Source organism: Bacterioplanes sanyensis (genome assembly GCF_014652515.1).
GTDB classification, from domain to species: Bacteria; Pseudomonadota; Gammaproteobacteria; order Pseudomonadales; family Oceanobacteraceae; genus Bacterioplanes; species Bacterioplanes sanyensis.
This window is the reverse complement of sequence record NZ_BMYY01000002.1, coordinates 12,400-28,231: the sequence shown is the minus strand read 5'-3', so window position 1 is coordinate 28,231 and position 15,832 is coordinate 12,400. Positions and strand designations below refer to the sequence as shown.

Here is a 15,832-nt window from a genome sequence, read left to right as displayed (position 1 = left end):
CTATTACTCGTGTCGTCCTGACACTCACCCTTCGGGCTCCCTGCGGTCGTGCTGTTTTTGCTCCTGCAAAACAGTCACGGCTAGCGATCCGCTCAGCTGACCGTACCTTGATACATATTTCAGGCACAAAAAAGCCGGACATTGTCCGGCTTTTTTGCTAGCTACTAGATTACTGCTCGGGCTATCCATGCCCTCGCCCTTCCTTACGTCAGGGCCAACCTCTGGTGGTCGAAATCTGCTCCAAACAGATTACTGCTCGGGCTATCCATGCCCTCGCCCTTCCTTACGTCAGGGCCAACCTTCGGTGGTCGAAATCTGCTCCAAGCAGATTACTCAATGATCTTAGCAACAACACCAGCACCAACGGTACGGCCACCTTCGCGGATCGCGAAGCGCAGACCTTCATCCATTGCAATCGGTGCGATCAGGCTAACGCGCAGTGCAACGTTGTCGCCTGGCATTACCATTTCAACGCCTTCTGGCAGCTCAACAGCACCAGTCACGTCAGTAGTACGGAAGTAGAACTGTGGACGGTAGCCTTTGAAGAATGGCGTGTGACGGCCACCTTCGTCTTTGCCCAGTACATATACTTCAGATTCGAACTGAGTGTGAGGAGTGATCGAACCTGGCTTCGCCAGAACCTGACCACGCTCAACTTCGTCACGCTTAGTACCACGCAGCAGAACACCAACGTTCTCACCTGCACGGCCTTCGTCCAGAATCTTGCGGAACATCTCAACACCAGTACAAGTCGTCTTGGTGGTTTCTTTGATGCCGACGATTTCGATTTCTTCGCCAGTCTTAACGATACCGCGCTCAACACGACCGGTAACAACAGTACCACGGCCTTGAATCGAGAATACGTCTTCGATCGGCATAATGAAGTCACCGTCGATCGCACGCTCTGGCTCAGGAATGTAAGAATCCAGCGCTTCTACCAGCTTCTTAACAGCGGTAGTACCCATTTCGTTTTCATCTTCGCCGTTCAGCGCCATCAGAGCAGAACCTGGGATGATTGGCGTGTCGTCACCTGGGAAGTCGTATTCAGACAGCAGGTCACGCAGTTCCATTTCAACCAACTCCAGCATCTCTGCGTATTCTTCAGAGTCTGCACCGCCACAGTCTTCAGCCAGCAGGTCAGCTTTGTTCAGGAACACAACGATGTAAGGTACACCCACCTGACGAGACAGCAGGATGTGCTCACGCGTCTGAGGCATTGGGCCGTCAGTCGAACCACATACCAAGATAGCGCCGTCCATTTGAGCAGCACCAGTGATCATGTTTTTCACGTAGTCGGCGTGCCCTGGGCAGTCAACGTGCGCGTAGTGACGATCGTTTGACTCGTATTCAACGTGAGAGGTTGAAATCGTGATACCACGATCTTTTTCTTCAGGCGCGTTGTCGATACCGTCGAACGCAACGGCTGCACCGCCAAATACTTCTGAGCATACGCGAGTCAGCGCTGCAGTCAGAGTGGTTTTACCATGGTCAACGTGACCGATGGTGCCTACGTTTACGTGGGGTTTGGAGCGCTCAAACGTTTCCTTTGCCATGACTCAGTCTCTTCTGCCAGTGGTTACCAGTTTTTCAATCGCACATACACAAAAAGGCAGACCAATGGTCCACCTTTCTCGTATTTACTAAATTATGGTGCTGATAGGCAGATTCGAACTGCCGACCTCATCCTTACCAAGGATGCGCTCTACCGACTGAGCTATATCAGCGAATTTTAAATGGAGCGGGTAGCGGGAATCGAACCCGCATCATTAGCTTGGAAGGCTAAGGTTCTACCATTGAACTATACCCGCTTACCTAGCAGCCAAGTTCTGTGGCCTTTGCCTGCCCGGCTACTCCAGCAGCGAATCCGATCGCTACTTTAAATAGTGGTGGTGGGGGCTGGATTCGAACCAGCGAAGCTTTCGCGTGAACTGGCGCGCATTATGTCGACCACCTCGAGGGCTGTCAACAATTTTTTCTTATTTTTTATTGGCTTAGCGAGTTTTCTAACTGCATACCCATCATTGTGCCGAGGAGCAGGCCAGTGGCTGCCAGCGAACAGCGTCCATTCCGGCACTGATGCGTTGCAGTAAATCTGGGGCTAAGTCGTTGCCCTCTAACTCCAACCACAGCTCTTGCTCGCTGTCTGATACCACCCGAATGGCCACCGCAATACCCATCTCTTTAACCCGCGCTTGCAGGTTCTCGGCGGAGCTTTGGTTGCGAAATAAGCCCAGCGACACGCCATCGGCCAAATCACCCTGGCCAATGATGTAGCTGTCGATGCGCTGCGCCTGCAACTGGCGCAGTATTTTGCGCGCTTCTGCCCGACTGGAGCGCGGTGGCACATGCACCCAGTATTCGCGCTGCGTATCTGTTTGCGCCTCAATGCGTTTCACTCGTGAGCGAATGCCTAACGCCGTCGCTCGTGCCTGCGCATCTTGTAACAACTGTTGCTCACTGAAAGGCCCAGCCACCTGACATAAACGCGGCTTAGGCTTAACCGGCAATGCAGCCTGTGTACGCGGCGACAGCACGGCGCGAGCTTCGCTCACTAGGCGCAAGCGCTGATCAGCACGTTGTACTTTAAGCTCGTGCACAGCAGGCGCCGACGCTGCCGGTTGCTGCTGCCAAAAGTAAGCCAGCAACATCAAATTACCTAACACCAAGAGAAAGAAGATCCAGCGCATACTCGTTCCATACCATCAAATACCAGATCCGCCACATAGCGGCATCCCTTTGCCTGTGCTAACCATTGTCCGTCACCGCCTGTAATGAGCAGCCTTGCCGCTGGATACTGGCGACACAGGAAATCCACTAACGCTAACTGCTGACAGCGAACACCGGCGGATACACAACCTAGTGTATCGGTTCCGGGGGAAAAATCCGTGGCCAGCGCCTCATCTGTGTAATGTCGCACACGCTCGGTACTGGCAAATAAAGCCTGCTTTGCCAACTGCAGGCCAGGCACAATATAGCCCCCTAAATGCTGCAAGTGTGTCCCCCGCTGTTGCAGCAAATCGACCGTTAATGCTGTGCCAGCATCGATCACCAGCCATTGTTGCTCAACGCTAGGTTGCAGCAGTGGCTCCACGACCGCCGCGCCCAACATGGCCAACCAACGATCGACTCCCAAACGCTGTGGCTTGTCATAACAATGCTGAAAGTCTGGGTAGTTGGCACAGGGCGCGTGCAAGGCTTGAAAGTGCCGATACCGCGAGCGCAGCCATTGCTCCAGCTCAGCCACTTCGCGCACGCTGGCCAGCAGCGCATACTCTGCATCTGGCCAAGCTTGTTGCTCAAACTCGTCATAGCCGCAGCTGTGGGTTTGTCCTTGCCAGCGCCACTTTATCCGGCTATTGCCAGCATCAATCAGCAGCACGGACACTGATTTCACCTGCCGTGACGGTTTCCATGCCGCGCTCCGTACGCAACATCAACTCACCTTTGCGATTGACGCCCTTAACCACACCCTGCAGCTCTTGTTTGGGACCAACAATACGCACCTCGCGCTCGGCAAACACATCGCGTTCACACCAGTACTGCTGGAACGGCTCAAAACCATGGCGTTGAAACTCATCGACCACCGCCAGCAGCTCATCCAACAAAGCACTGGCCACCTGGTTGCGTGATAAGCCAGGTTTAAGGCTGCGCAGTTCGGCCCAAGGCTGATCGATGTCCGCCGCATCTTGCTCGCTCATGGCGAGGTTAAGGCCAATGCCAATCACCACTTGGCAGTGGCTGTTATATTCGCCCGTCACTTCAAGCAAGATTCCGGCGAGTTTTTTACCGCTGGCATACACGTCATTGGGCCACTTCAAACCAATATCGCTGATGCCGAGTTTGACCAAGGCCCGTTCGACAGCAATGGCAGTCACCAGGCTAAGGCCTTCCAGTGCTTGCAAGCCGCCAGCAAAGGACACCAACAAGGATAAATAAATGTTTTTGCCGAAGGGGCTCACCCAGCGACGACCGCGGCGACCACGGCCACCGCTTTGCTTCTCCGCCAGCACAGCGTAGCGCTGGCCCATGTAGTCACGCGCGCGATCAAACAAATAGGTATTGGTGGATGGCACATCCAGCAAAATATCCAGCCGATCCAGGCGCGGCTGTAACGCATCTAAAATGCGCTGCTCATCCAGCAACTCGATGGCGTCATGCAAGCGATAGCCCTTCCCCTTCACGGAAGAATAGGGAATATCCAACTCATCGAGCTTTTTCAGCTGCTTCCATACCGCTGCACGGCTCACGCCCAGCGCTTCGCCCAGTGACTCACCTGAGTGAAATTCACCATCGGCCAGCTGTTGTAAAATCTGATTCAGCATAAAGTGACCTCCGGCGCTGAATATACCTGAACGCCAGATGATAGAAAGCCACAGGCTAAATGCAGTGGTCCAGACATTGGCGCTCAGGTGTCTTGTTTCTATAGTAAAGCGATGACACCCATGCTGCTCACCCGCCTGACTCTGGCCATACTGCTATGCTGGCTCCCCGCGCTAGCCAGTAGCGACACCTTGATCCTGCAAAGCCAACGCAGCGAAGCCGATGGCAGTCATCGCTTCTTTTACGACCTGCTTGCAAAGCTGTTGCAAGGAGAAGACTACCAACTGCAGGAACTGCCAGAATATGTGGCACAAGCACGGGCACTGCAAGGGTTGCGCGAAGGCTGGGTGGATGTGTTTTGGGCCGGTACCAACATCCAGCGTGAGCGAGATTTGTTGGTGATCCGCGTACCCTTATTTGGTGGTTTATTGGGGCAACGCATCCCCGTCGTGCGACAAGCCGATCAACAAAACTACCGCCAGCTCGATCGCCAAGGTTGGCAGCAACTCATTGCTTGTCAGGGTGCCCACTGGCCGGATTCCGACATTCTTGAATACAACGGCTTTAAAGTGACCCGCGTGGCGCGCTTCGAGCTAATGTATACCATGCTGGCAGCCGGTCGCTGCGACTATTTCCCTCGCGCTTTATCTGAGGTTTATGCCGAGCTGCGCGGCCTGAATAACCCCAAGCTGGTTGCTCTTGATTCGGTTATATTGAGCTATCCCTTTCCCATGTACTTTTTTGTTACTCCTAAACGACCACAGCTGGCCGCAAAGCTGGAGCAGCGCCTGCAAGCCATGGCCATCAGTGGCGAGCTGCAGCGCTTTCGCCAGCAACACCCAGTACTGACGGACGTATTTCCTCTACAACGCTACCAAAGCGCTCAAGTTTTTAACTTAGATAACCCCACGCTGCCGGCTGCGACACCGTTAAACCAACCACATTTATGGCTGGAGCTTGGGCAATCTGAATAACTCACGTCGCAATCGAAGGGCGTCTTAAGAAGCCAGCGCCAACTTGCGTGCCCTCGCCTTCTGCTGGGTACGGCGCTTCACCCACCAAACGTACAGACCGCTGTAACTTAACCACAGCACCATCAGCCCAGCCAAAGCCCAAATGCCTTTCGAAAGCCAGCCGGCGAAGTTGCCAAAGTGCAAGCGCCGAAAGCTGTCGTCAATGCGCCGACCAATGCCTGCGTCGCGAATATCACTCACAGCAAGACGCTGACCCGAGCGTGCATCAAAACTGACGTTACTGGCGTACTGGCTGGTGAACAAATGGGTGTCTTGCACATCGCCATAAAAGGTCAGCTGAGCCCCTGGTGCCCAAGGCAAGGAAATATAAGTCGTGGTGAAACCGTCGATGCTGCTTTCTGCTTGCTGGCGCAATTGCTGCAGCGACAACGAATGATCGTACATCGGCCCTTTCACAATATGCTCAGCATGATCGTCGTGCACTAAGCCCTCTTGCGCCAGGTGAATAAAGTTCCAATAAGCACCGGTAAAGCCGGCAATGATCATCACTGGCGCCAGCAACATGCCAAAGCTGGAGTGGGTATCGACGTACAGCGTCATGCGTGCCGACCGCCAGCGCAATCGCATCAGGTTTTTCCAGAACTGGCGATAAATAAACAGCCCCGTCAGGCCCAGTAGCATTAATACCGCCGAGGCAATGCCAGCAATCAGCAACCCGGTGTAATCCAGCAATAGGTGGTAATGCAGTTCCAGCAGCCAGTCGGTAAAGTGCGTCGTCGCCAAAGCAGGTTCGGTCAACACCTGCCCTTGATAGGCATCCACATAGACGTGCTGCCAATCGCTACTGCCATGGGCAATCAAATACACCACATCGGCGCGCTGAGGTGATTGAAATAACGTCCAGCCGGTGATTTCGTGTTGCGGAAACCGTTGCTGTACCAGGCTGCGCAGCTGATCCAAAGATTGGCGCTGCTCCAGCACTTGCTCAACGTTCACTGCCGCTGGCCGCAACAGGCTGTCGATCTCGTATTTAAAGACCAGAATCGCACCGGTTAAACAGCTAATCAGCAGCGGCAGCGCCGCCAGCAATGCTAGCCAAGTGTGAAGTTTAAACAGCCAGCGGCGCTTGCCCATGATGCCCTCTGTCAATATCAATCCGTGGTTACAGCACAGAAAACCACTACGCTAGGCGCGCATGCTAATTGAGTTTACACACAAATATCAATACTAATGCGAATTATTTACAACCGCATAAAAAGAGTGGCTATGATCAACCGGCACAGGCTGTCGCTTGCGCCAACACCAAGTTATCTTATAACATCGCTACCAATGTTATAAAGTAACTACTCTTACAACCATCCAAGCTACCACTGAGTCCTTCTATATGTTCCGTTTGTTGTGCCTCGCTCCCGTCATTTGCTTTCCCCTAGCTGGTCACGCCCTAGAGTTAGAGCAAGTGGTCGTCACTGGCGACGCCCAGGCCCGTACTGACACAGCACAGCCCGTATTGATGCTCGACCCAGAAGCGCTGGAGCAAGCCCGCCAACAAACCCTGGGCGAAGCACTGAGTAACTTACCCGGGGTCAGCAATGCCTCCTTTGGGCCCGGTGTTGGTCGTCCCATGATTCGTGGCCAAGGCGCCAGTCGGGTCAAACTCTTGGTGAACGGTCAGGACAGCAGCGATGTCTCCGCCATGAGCGCCGATCATGCCCCGATGACGGATTTAGCCGCCGCCGACAACGTAGAAGTCATTCAAGGGCCAGCAGCACTGCGCTATGGTGGCGGTGCCATTGGCGGTGTGGTCAAAGTCGAAAATGGTCGCATTGCGCAGTCTGCTTCGCCACAGCAAAGCCTGCGCTTAAACAGCCGCTTGAGCAGTGGTGACCAAGGTCGAGATGCTGCGGCCCGTTTTAACGCCGGCAATGAGCAATGGCAGCTACAGCTCGACGGCATGCGTCGCCGCCACGATGATTATCATGCCGGTGAGCGGGTCGAAAACAGCGATACCGACAGCCATGAGCTGGGCGCAGGCCTGACCTACTTCTGGGCCCCCGGCCGCTATATCGGCGTCAGCCTGGCAGAAACGCGCTACGACTATGGCGTACCCAATGAAGACGACGAACCGGCACGAGTGCGTCCGCTGCAGCAAGATTATCAACTGCAAGCCGGCGGCTGGCTTAACTCTAACTGGCTGTCGGAATGGCAATGGCAGCTGAGCCATCAGGACTACCGCCATGACGAAGTCAATGGCAGCGAAATTGAAGGCCTGTTTCTAAAGCGCAGCTGGCAAAGCCAAATAGAGGTAGGCCACCAGCCGTTACTGGGCTGGGAGGGCCATATCGGCGTGCAGTTTAGTCAACAGGCGCTTGAACTGTGCCACGACCATAGCGGCTGTCGCGGCATTCCAGACTATGGCAATGAGCCTTGGGATGGCAGGCAAGGCGACGATTTTTTTAGCCGCTACGGCCTCGATTTTGGCCACAGCACCCCCATGCCTACCACCGTTAAACGCGATATTGCCCTGTATTGGGTCGCCCAACGCCCCTGGCAACACGGCCAGTTTGAGCTGGGCTTGCGCCAGGAGCAGCGTCGCATTGATGCCGATGAAGATCCCATCGCCCCCGGCTATCGGCGCGAGCGCGACTACTACCAACAACGTGAATTCAACCCGCATGCACTGTCGGCCGCGGCGACCTGGCGGTTAACACCGCAGCAACGCGTCGCCATCACCCTGGCGCGCAGCCAGCGCGCACCCGATGCCGAAGAAATGCTGTGGAATGGCGATCATCACGCTACCTTTTCGTTTCAGCTCGATAACGGCGAGCTGGAGGTCGAAACGGCCCATAGTTTGGACTTTAACTGGCTCTATCACAGCGACAGGCAACAACTGCGCTTGGCGCTGTACTGGTACGAATACCAAGACTATATCTACAACCGTCGCCTCAGCGTAGAAGACCCGTTTCACGGCAACGCGGTTTATCGCCATGTGCAAGAAGACGCCCGTTTTCGCGGCTTTGAAGCCAGCTGGCAAGGCCAACTCAACAGCACACTGCAACTGCATGCCAGTGCCGATGGCGTGCGCGCTCAACTGCGCAGTGGCAACAATCTGCCTCGCATTCCTCCCGCTACGGTTCGTTTCGGGCTCAAGTGGCAGCCCGCCAACTGGCAGCTCAGCAGTGAGCTGGAGCATACCTTCGCCCAACGCCATGTAGCGGTGGCCGAAGACGAGTCCGACGGTTTTACCCAGCTCAATCTGCATATTGGCCAGCAGTTCGGTGATTTCAATTACCGCTTTGGGGTCAAAAACCTTACCGACAGCCGCGGCGAGCTGCACAGCTCTTATTTAAAGGAGTTCGCGCCCTTGCCTGGCCGCCAATGGTCGCTGGCGCTGCAACTCGAACTGTAAAGACGCAACCGCCGCGCTTACCCAGTAACCAGCTGGCTGGCATTGCCAACGACGCATGTTAGCCAGCCTGCTCTCAGCAAAAAAATTACGTTATAACAAGGAGATACACCATGCCCACAGCGTTTTCCCGTTCCGCCACCTGGCTCGCCGTGTTGCTGGCTTCCGCCGCTCTGACTGGCTGTGGCGGCAGCAGCAGTAGCAGTGACGACGATCATGACCATGACCACGGCCATGATGTCGATCAGTCGTTGACCGACCTGCCAGGACGCTTAGTGATCAGCGCCGCCGATCAGTCACAAGCGCTGGTCTACGACCTCGACAGCAACCGCGTGCTGGACACCTTCCAGCTTGAGAACACCGCCAGCGCGGTCTACGCGTCACCGCAAGGTCGCTATGCTTTGCTGCCACAGCGGGATCAAGGCAAGGTGCAAGTGATTGATGGCGGTTTATACATCGAAGACCACGGTGACCACCTGCATCCTTATGCCAAAGCACCGCAGTTGCTGAGCACCGTGTTTGAAGGCACAAAACCCACCCACATCACCCGCCACGATGGCCAAATGGCCGTGTTCTTTGACGGCGACGGCGAAGGCGGTGTTAACGCCAGCGTGCAGCTGTTCACCGATGCCAGCATCGCCAGCGGCCAGCCGTTGACCTTAACACTGGAAAACGCCATGCATGGCACCGCCGAACCGATGCATGACCATTTACTGGTCAGCTGGCGCGCCCCAGAAGCCAGCTCCAGCCTGCCGCAGCAAGTCGAGCTGTATCATGCCCATGGCGATCACTTCGACTTTGAAACCCGCTTCGACACTCAGTGCCCAGATTTACACGGCAGCTTGGCAACCGAGTACGGTGCGGTATTTGGTTGTAGCGACGGTGTACTACTGGTTCACAAGCATGATGGCGAGTTTGAGGCCCATAAAATTACCAACCCAGCCGCCATGGGCGAAAACCGCATTGGCAGCTTCTATGGCGACGATGACGACGAACGGGTGGTAGGCATTGCCAGCGGAGCACTTTGGCTGGTGAACCTGGAGCAGCGCAGCATCAGCCCATTGGACTGGTCTGGCGCCGCCGAGACTGAACTGGTCAGTTACCACTTCAGCGCCGAAGGCGACCATTTGCTGGCCCTCGATAGCAACGGCGCCTTGCACCGCTTTGATGGCGATGCCAACTTTGCTTACCACGGCAGTGTCAGTGTCTTGAATGAAGTGCCAACATCAACAGGCCACGCCCGTATCAGCATCGCCAGCAGCGCCGAGCAAGCCGTGGCTTATGTCGCGGATACGCTGGCGAATGCCGTGAAAGTGGTGGCATTAGATACCATGACGGTCAGCAACATTGAACTGCCATTGGCGCCGGGCAAACTGGCCTGGGTAGGTTTTGATGACGACCATGACCATGATGACGACCATGACCACGACGATGATCATGACCACGACCATGATCATGACGACGATCACAGCGACGACGAGGATTAATCGCCGTCGTAATCCGCCGCATAGCGGTTAAAGTACACCTCCACCGCGCGCTGCACTGCGCGAATGGTGGGGGTGTTTTCGGTATGCACCAACACAATTAACGATTGCCCATGCACGGCATGATCGCCGTCAGGGTGGGCCTCCACATGCCCCTCTTTAGTCACGTAGGCCAGCGGAGTGCCCAAATTGCTTTGCACCACGGCATTGACCACATCGGCCCAACGCTCGCCCTCCAGCCATACCGGATAGCGCACTGGGTGGTCATTGGCATGGGTGAACATATCTTCAATCACCACTTCAGCCCCAGGCGCCACCATGGCGCGCACAATAATCTCTGGGTATGAGCGAATCGGCCGCAAAATTGAGCGAATATCCAAGTGTTTTAAGCGCTCGCGATTGCCATCGTCGACGCATTCGGCAATCACTCGGTGACCCAAATGGCGCTGATACAGGCGATAGGCCACATCGAAGGTGTAGCTGTCACTGTCGGCGGAATATTCATCACGTGCCAGCACAATAATATGGCTGGCGCGATCGACACCGGCACGGCGTAAATCGTCCTCTCGACTGGCCAAGCCCGTTACATGCACCACCCCCAGCTGGCGCAAGCTGTCGGGCAAACCATCGGGGAAATCTTCGTTCAGCAACATAATGGGGGCATCGACATACTCGCCACTTTCACGAATCTGGCTGATCAGGCGCAAAAAATACGCCTCTCGGTTGTATTTTGGAGCATTAATAAACAGCAGGTGTTCGGCCATATTCCAATCCCAGTTGCCGGTGCGAATGCGCTCCCGCCGGGCAATGCGGAAGTCGACATAATCACTGATTAAAAACGTCATCAAGGTGATGCCGCAGACAAACATCAAACTCATGGTGGCCAGCTGGCCTGCCATGGTTTGTGCGGATAAGTCGCCATAACCGACGGTGGTGAGCGTGGTCATGGTCAGCCACAGCGCTTGCCAAGGCGACAACCCTTCCAGCCACACCATGGTAGCGGCGTGCAATAAAATAAACGTCAGTAACAGCAACGCGGTGCGAATCACCGCACGTTTGATACTGGCATCGGTTTGATACACCGCATGGCGCACACGCTGGCGCTGGCGAATAAAACGAGTGACTTTGTTCATGCCGGCATCATAGACGACATTGCTCATTAGCAGAATCACCGCGTCTTAGCTTTGGTACACTGCCAACTTTGATTCACAACGAGGCCCACATGAGCTATCACATTTACGGCATCGGCAATGCGCTGGTGGATAAAGAATTTGAAGTCGACGACGCATTTTTCGCCCGCACCGGCATCGAAAAAGGTCTAATGACACTGATCGACGCCGAGCAGCTGGAGACCAACCTAGCCCGTTTAAATGCCGACTATGGGCTGAAAAAACGCGCCAGTGGCGGCAGTGCGGCCAACACCATCATTGCCGCCGCCTACTTTGGTGCCAAGGCGTATTACACCTGCAGCGTGGCCAATGATGAAACTGGGGATTTTTTCGTCGCCGATATCAAAGCCGCCGGCGTCGACACCAATATGGATGGCGAGCGTGACGATGGCGTCACCGGCAAGTGCCTGGTGATGGTCACACCAGATGCCGAACGCACCATGAACACCTATTTGGGTATTTCCACCGAACTGCGTGACCATCATGTCGACGAAGCCGCCCTGGCACAGTCGCAATACGCCTATTTAGAGGGTTACTTGGTCACTTCAGACACCTCACGCCAAGCCGCCATTGCCGTGCGTGACTTAGCACGCAAGCATGGCGTCAAAGTGGCCATGACCTTCTCAGACCCCGCCATGGTGCAGTTCTTTAAAGACGGGCTGGTAGAAATGCTGGGCGACGGCATCGACTTGTTGTTCTGCAACGAGCAAGAAGCCAAGCTGTTCAGCGGCGAAACCAGCACCGAGGCTGCCCTAGCCGCAATGCAACAAGTGGCCAAGCACGTCGTGGTGACTTGCGGTGCTGAGGGCGCGTTAATTTGGGATGGCGAAAACGCCCATCGCATAGAGCCGCACTCGGTGACCGCCGTCGACAGCAATGGTGCTGGTGATATGTTTGCAGGCGCCTATTTGTACGCCATTACACATGGCTACGATGCCGCGGCCGCCGGTCGACTGGCTAGCTTGGCGTCAGCCACTGTGGTCAGCCAGTTTGGCCCGCGCCTGTCGGCTGAACAGCACGCACCGCTGAAACACGTGCTCTAAAGTCCATACCCAGAGCAGCCTGGCTATTTTTTGATCAACCCAAGGCTCCGTCGGATAAACCCTACCTCGGAGCCAGTTACCAAACACTTAACCCCAAATTTATCCACAGATTCTGTGGAAACCGACATAGGTCAGCCACATAACAAGCCTGCAGCGATTATTCAAGACTTGCCAACGCTAACAAGGCACTTTTTTTCGCCTTCACTCAGACCTAAGAATGAAGCTAAAAAAAACCTTTAAATACCCTGTCAAGCCTTGACATGACTGGGCTGAGGCAGGAAACAACACTGGTTAAAACACCACCAATCTAAGGCCATCGGCGTGGTTATGGCGCTGGTGACGGTTATCATGAATTTACTCCCAACATTATCCACAGATACTGTGCAAAAGAATCTGAGACGGCATAAAAACAGGCATATTTAGAGCGCTGGGTAAAGAGTTATTCACCGTTGCGTAGCAAGGCCAAGCTGAGCTGAGAAAAGTACTCGGCAAACGCGGTAGTTATACGCTGGCGCTGCTCACCTTGTGGGTAAACACCGGCTTTGGCCTCAGCGCTGGCACGACTGCCACGGACCAACCAAGCGTTTTTAATGGCGGCATCCTGCACAAAAGCCTCAAACGCCCGTGCAGCGATTTCTTCGGGTTGGCGGTAATAGTGGCAGCCATGTTCAAGGTCGTAGGCCAAAGAAGCAGCCAGCAGCTGAGAATCTGGCGCAAAAATCTGTGCCATACAGTGCTGCCAAGCATCCACCAAGGTGTGTTCAGAAATGGGCACTTGCTGCTGATAAAAGCAGGCGCTGGCAAAGGCTGGGCCTGAGCTGGGATACATGCGACCAGCAATATAGTGATCAAAGGCGTGAAACCACTCATGAGCCAAGCTGCCAGGGCCAGCGTTTTTAGCCAGGGCAAAGGTGCGCGTGGCCGGCTCGTAATGCGCCGCCACGCCTGGTCGGCCCCCCGAGCCGTATTTCAGTGCCAAACTACCGCGCAAAGCAATAAGTGACGATGGCAAACCATAGCGCTGTGCAGGCCCAGCCAAGATATGCAGCAAATCCATGAAGGCATCAAAGAACCAGCCAGCGGCATGCTGACGCTCCTCTGCGGTGACCCAGCGGCCAATCACCACGGAGCGAAATCCAAATAACGAGCGCAGACTGGCAAAGTCCGGCTGCGCTAGCAACTGCCTATGGTTCGGGCCATGGCGGTAGCGTGCTAGTGTCACGACGGCGGGTCGATCTGGCCGTTGGTGCTGCTGTTCAAGCGATACCAGCCAGCGATGGAGTAGCGGTCGCGTTGTGCCGGCAACACCTCATGGGGAAACTCCTCACTTAAGAACACCACCAAGCTGCCCATGGCCGGCACCACTTTAATGCCTTCTTTATCGTCGTCGTCACGATATACCACCAGCTCGCCGCCATCGTCGGGTTGCCAGCCATGATTGAGGTAAGCCACCACGGTCAGGATGCGATTGGCCTGGCCGCGAAAAGCATCATAGTGGCGTTTATAAAAATGCCCAGCGCGGTAATAGGCGTAGTGGCTTTCAAATGAAAACAACCCTAGAAATAAGCGACGATTCAGATAGGTTTGCAACGCTTGCATCCAATTAAGCCAGTCAGCACCGGCCTCGCTGCTGCCGTCAATCCAGCAAATGTCATCGTTACGCACAAAGCGGTTTTTCACATGGCTTTGGCTGCGGCCAATACCGGCGCGTTCGAACGACGCAGCATTCAGGGTTTGCACTTCCGTAGCTAAAGCCTCGGCTAGCTGCGGCGGCAGCGCCAAAGGCTGAATGCTGTAGCCCTGCTGGCGCAAATCATCGGCAATGCGGGAGAACAAGGGTTCATCGGTATCGCCACCACTCGGTGGCAGTTCAGTGGCCAAAGCGTTCATGGCAGACCTCATAAAAGAATGCCGGCATTATATCTCAGCGACCGTGGCCGCAGCGTTTTTCTGTAACGCCTTATCTGACGTGGATTACAACGGCCACCAGCGACGCAGCGGCGGCAGTGCCGTGAGTGCGATCAACTGCACATAGCGCAGCGGTGTTAATTGGCGATGCATCTGGGCATCCACCTGCGCTAACCGCTCCGGCGTTGACATATCCACACCCTGCAACTGCGCCAAGCCGGTAATGCCGGGCCGATAATTAAACACGCCTTGCTGTTGGCGAGCGCGAGTGAGTTCAGTGTGATCAGGCAAGCCTGGACGCGAGCCCACCAAGCTCATCTCACCTTTCAGCACATTCCATAGCTGTGGTAATTCATCCAACTTACTGGCACGCAGCAGTTTTCCCAGCCGGGTAATGCCACCGTCGGGCAGTTCATGGGTTGGAACCGAAGGGGTACCCAGCGCCATGGTACGAAATTTCACCATGGTGAAGGGGCTTTGCTCTTTGCCAAGACGGCGCTGGCGAAATAACGGCTGTCCTTGTGGCCAAGCATTAATGGCACACAACAGCAACAGCACAGGCCATAACAACAACAAGCCTGTGCCCGCCAGCAGAATATCCGCCCATCGCTGCCAAGCCGGGTTGGCTGGCATTACACACGCATGCAAAGCCGTGCGCGTGGTGCGCTGCGGTTGCCATTGCAGCAAGGTGCGCGCCTTGCTGCTATCAACCAACAGCGGCTGCTGCAGTTGCTGCAACGCTGCCTCTTTACCCGCCAATGCTGCTAAGCGCTGCAGCCAGCTGGCTGGCATGGGCACCAGCCGTGACCAGCGCCGGCCCTTGGCGTGCTGCAATTCGCGAATGGTATCGGCCACCGGCAGCGCAGGTTCATCGGCCAAGTGAAAGATCTGACCCGCCGCTTCTTCTCTCTCGACGCAAGCCAGCAGCGCACTGGCCAGATGCTCCACATGCACCATCGCGCGCGGTGCGGTTAAACCTGCAAATGGCAAGGGCAAACCGCTGTTTACCAGCTTTTGCAACAAGGCAAAGCTGCCTTTAACCGGCGCGCTCTTGGTGCCCACGCCATACACCAGCGGTGGCCGCACAATGCTCCACTGACAACGCTTCAGGGTCGATAGCAATACTTGCTCAGCCGCCAGTTTGCTCGCGGCGTAGTCGGTTTGTGGACAGGTCGCCGAGGTTTCCGCCAGCGCCTCGGTGGCAGAGCCGCCATACACGCCAATGCTGCTCACCAGCACCAGGCGCTGAACGCCTTGTTGCTCACAGGCCTGTGCCAGACGTTCGGTCAACGTCACATTACTTTGCTGCAACTGAGCTGGCGTACCGTCGGTGCAACCCGCCAGATGAATCACACGGTCATAGCCTTGCACGTCTGGCAGCCCTGTTTCGGGCCACGGTTTCACTGGCCACGGCTGCTCACTATGGCTGCGCTGCAGGGCTGTGACGCTGTGCCCGGCTTGCTGCAGTTGCCGACACACAACCTGCCCAATAAAACCATTGGCACCGGTAACCAGAACTTGCTGTGACACT

The 15,832-nt window shown here is 55.5% G+C and carries 13 protein-coding genes and 2 tRNA genes; 4 read left to right on the top strand and 11 right to left on the bottom strand.

What is annotated here, in order from left to right; translation table 11 throughout:
- Nucleotides 1-329: 329 nt before the first annotated feature.
- From tuf to birA, 6 genes are all read right to left on the bottom strand, one after another.
- Nucleotides 330-1,553, bottom strand: coding sequence for an elongation factor Tu (gene tuf / locus IE090_RS03170; protein ID WP_189386908.1), 1,224 nt, complete (start codon nucleotides 1,551-1,553; stop codon nucleotides 330-332).
- Nucleotides 1,554-1,648: 95 nt separating this feature from the next.
- Nucleotides 1,649-1,724: transfer RNA gene (locus tag IE090_RS03165), tRNA-Thr, on the bottom strand.
- Nucleotides 1,725-1,734: 10 nt separating this feature from the next.
- Nucleotides 1,735-1,808: transfer RNA gene (locus IE090_RS03160), tRNA-Gly, on the bottom strand.
- Nucleotides 1,809-2,018: 210 nt separating this feature from the next.
- Nucleotides 2,019-2,687, bottom strand: a complete 669-nt coding sequence (locus tag IE090_RS03155) for an SPOR domain-containing protein (protein WP_189386907.1) — start codon at nucleotides 2,685-2,687, stop codon at nucleotides 2,019-2,021.
- Entirely contained in the window at nucleotides 2,657-3,385 is a 729-nt protein-coding gene (locus IE090_RS03150; protein WP_189386906.1) for a type III pantothenate kinase, read from the bottom strand. The genes IE090_RS03155 and IE090_RS03150 overlap by 31 nt, the downstream gene beginning before the upstream one ends.
- Nucleotides 3,366-4,322 (bottom strand): bifunctional biotin--[acetyl-CoA-carboxylase] ligase/biotin operon repressor BirA, encoded by a 957-nt coding sequence (gene birA, locus IE090_RS03145; protein ID WP_189386905.1) that lies wholly within the window; start codon nucleotides 4,320-4,322, stop codon nucleotides 3,366-3,368. The genes IE090_RS03150 and birA overlap by 20 nt, the downstream gene beginning before the upstream one ends.
- 120 nt (nucleotides 4,323-4,442) lie before the next feature.
- Here birA and IE090_RS03140 point away from each other — a divergent pair, with 120 nt between their 5' ends.
- Nucleotides 4,443-5,294, top strand: coding sequence for a substrate-binding periplasmic protein (locus IE090_RS03140; RefSeq protein ID WP_189386904.1), 852 nt, complete (start codon nucleotides 4,443-4,445; stop codon nucleotides 5,292-5,294).
- A 24-nt stretch (nucleotides 5,295-5,318) separates the two neighbouring features.
- Here IE090_RS03140 and IE090_RS03135 read toward each other — a convergent pair whose 3' ends face one another.
- Nucleotides 5,319-6,428 (bottom strand): PepSY-associated TM helix domain-containing protein, encoded by a 1,110-nt coding sequence (locus IE090_RS03135; RefSeq protein ID WP_189386903.1) that lies wholly within the window; start codon nucleotides 6,426-6,428, stop codon nucleotides 5,319-5,321.
- A 250-nt stretch (nucleotides 6,429-6,678) separates the two neighbouring features.
- Here IE090_RS03135 and IE090_RS03130 point away from each other — a divergent pair, with 250 nt between their 5' ends.
- Both IE090_RS03130 and IE090_RS03125 read left to right on the top strand, forming a co-directional pair.
- On the top strand, nucleotides 6,679-8,700 hold the full coding sequence (locus IE090_RS03130; protein WP_189386902.1) for a TonB-dependent receptor: 2,022 nt from the start codon (nucleotides 6,679-6,681) through the stop codon (nucleotides 8,698-8,700).
- A 110-nt stretch (nucleotides 8,701-8,810) separates the two neighbouring features.
- Nucleotides 8,811-10,184 carry an SMP-30/gluconolactonase/LRE family protein gene (locus tag IE090_RS03125; protein ID WP_189386901.1) on the top strand — a complete coding sequence of 458 codons (1,374 nt, stop codon included), beginning with the start codon at nucleotides 8,811-8,813 and terminating at the stop codon, nucleotides 10,182-10,184.
- Here the strand turns inward: IE090_RS03125 and IE090_RS03120 are convergent.
- Nucleotides 10,181-11,341 (bottom strand): potassium channel family protein, encoded by a 1,161-nt coding sequence (locus IE090_RS03120; protein WP_189386900.1) that lies wholly within the window; start codon nucleotides 11,339-11,341, stop codon nucleotides 10,181-10,183. The two genes, IE090_RS03125 and IE090_RS03120, sit on opposite strands and share 4 nt — an antisense overlap.
- A gap of 62 nt (nucleotides 11,342-11,403) precedes the next feature.
- Between IE090_RS03120 and IE090_RS03115 the strand changes: the two genes are divergently transcribed.
- Nucleotides 11,404-12,393, top strand: a complete 990-nt coding sequence (locus tag IE090_RS03115) for an adenosine kinase (RefSeq protein WP_189386899.1) — start codon at nucleotides 11,404-11,406, stop codon at nucleotides 12,391-12,393.
- 439 nt (nucleotides 12,394-12,832) lie between these two features.
- Here IE090_RS03115 and IE090_RS03110 read toward each other — a convergent pair whose 3' ends face one another.
- From IE090_RS03110 to IE090_RS03100, 3 genes are all read right to left on the bottom strand, one after another.
- Nucleotides 12,833-13,615 (bottom strand): CLCA_X family protein, encoded by a 783-nt coding sequence (locus IE090_RS03110; protein WP_229815427.1) that lies wholly within the window; start codon nucleotides 13,613-13,615, stop codon nucleotides 12,833-12,835.
- Nucleotides 13,612-14,283, bottom strand: a complete 672-nt coding sequence (locus tag IE090_RS03105; protein WP_189386898.1) for a 2OG-Fe(II) oxygenase — start codon at nucleotides 14,281-14,283, stop codon at nucleotides 13,612-13,614. The genes IE090_RS03110 and IE090_RS03105 overlap by 4 nt, the downstream gene beginning before the upstream one ends.
- Nucleotides 14,284-14,367: 84 nt before the next feature.
- Nucleotides 14,368-15,831, bottom strand: coding sequence for a sugar transferase (locus IE090_RS03100; RefSeq protein WP_189386897.1), 1,464 nt, complete (start codon nucleotides 15,829-15,831; stop codon nucleotides 14,368-14,370).
- Between the last annotated feature and the right edge of the window lies 1 nt (nucleotide 15,832).

Bases quoted from the DNA above. Each gene is read 5' to 3' on its own strand.
- tuf (WP_189386908.1), bottom strand. From the start codon at position 1,553: ATGGCAAAGGAAACGTTTGAGCGCTCCAAACCCCACGTAAACGTAGGC.
- IE090_RS03155 (WP_189386907.1), bottom strand. From the start codon at position 2,687: ATGCGCTGGATCTTCTTTCTCTTGGTGTTAGGTAATTTGATGTTGCTG.
- birA (WP_189386905.1), bottom strand. From the start codon at position 4,322: ATGCTGAATCAGATTTTACAACAGCTGGCCGATGGTGAATTTCACTCA.
- IE090_RS03140 (WP_189386904.1), top strand. From the start codon at position 4,443: ATGCTGCTCACCCGCCTGACTCTGGCCATACTGCTATGCTGGCTCCCC.
- IE090_RS03135 (WP_189386903.1), bottom strand. From the start codon at position 6,428: ATGGGCAAGCGCCGCTGGCTGTTTAAACTTCACACTTGGCTAGCATTG.
- IE090_RS03130 (WP_189386902.1), top strand. From the start codon at position 6,679: ATGTTCCGTTTGTTGTGCCTCGCTCCCGTCATTTGCTTTCCCCTAGCT.
- IE090_RS03125 (WP_189386901.1), top strand. From the start codon at position 8,811: ATGCCCACAGCGTTTTCCCGTTCCGCCACCTGGCTCGCCGTGTTGCTG.
- IE090_RS03120 (WP_189386900.1), bottom strand. From the start codon at position 11,341: ATGAGCAATGTCGTCTATGATGCCGGCATGAACAAAGTCACTCGTTTT.
- IE090_RS03115 (WP_189386899.1), top strand. From the start codon at position 11,404: ATGAGCTATCACATTTACGGCATCGGCAATGCGCTGGTGGATAAAGAA.
- IE090_RS03105 (WP_189386898.1), bottom strand. From the start codon at position 14,283: ATGAACGCTTTGGCCACTGAACTGCCACCGAGTGGTGGCGATACCGAT.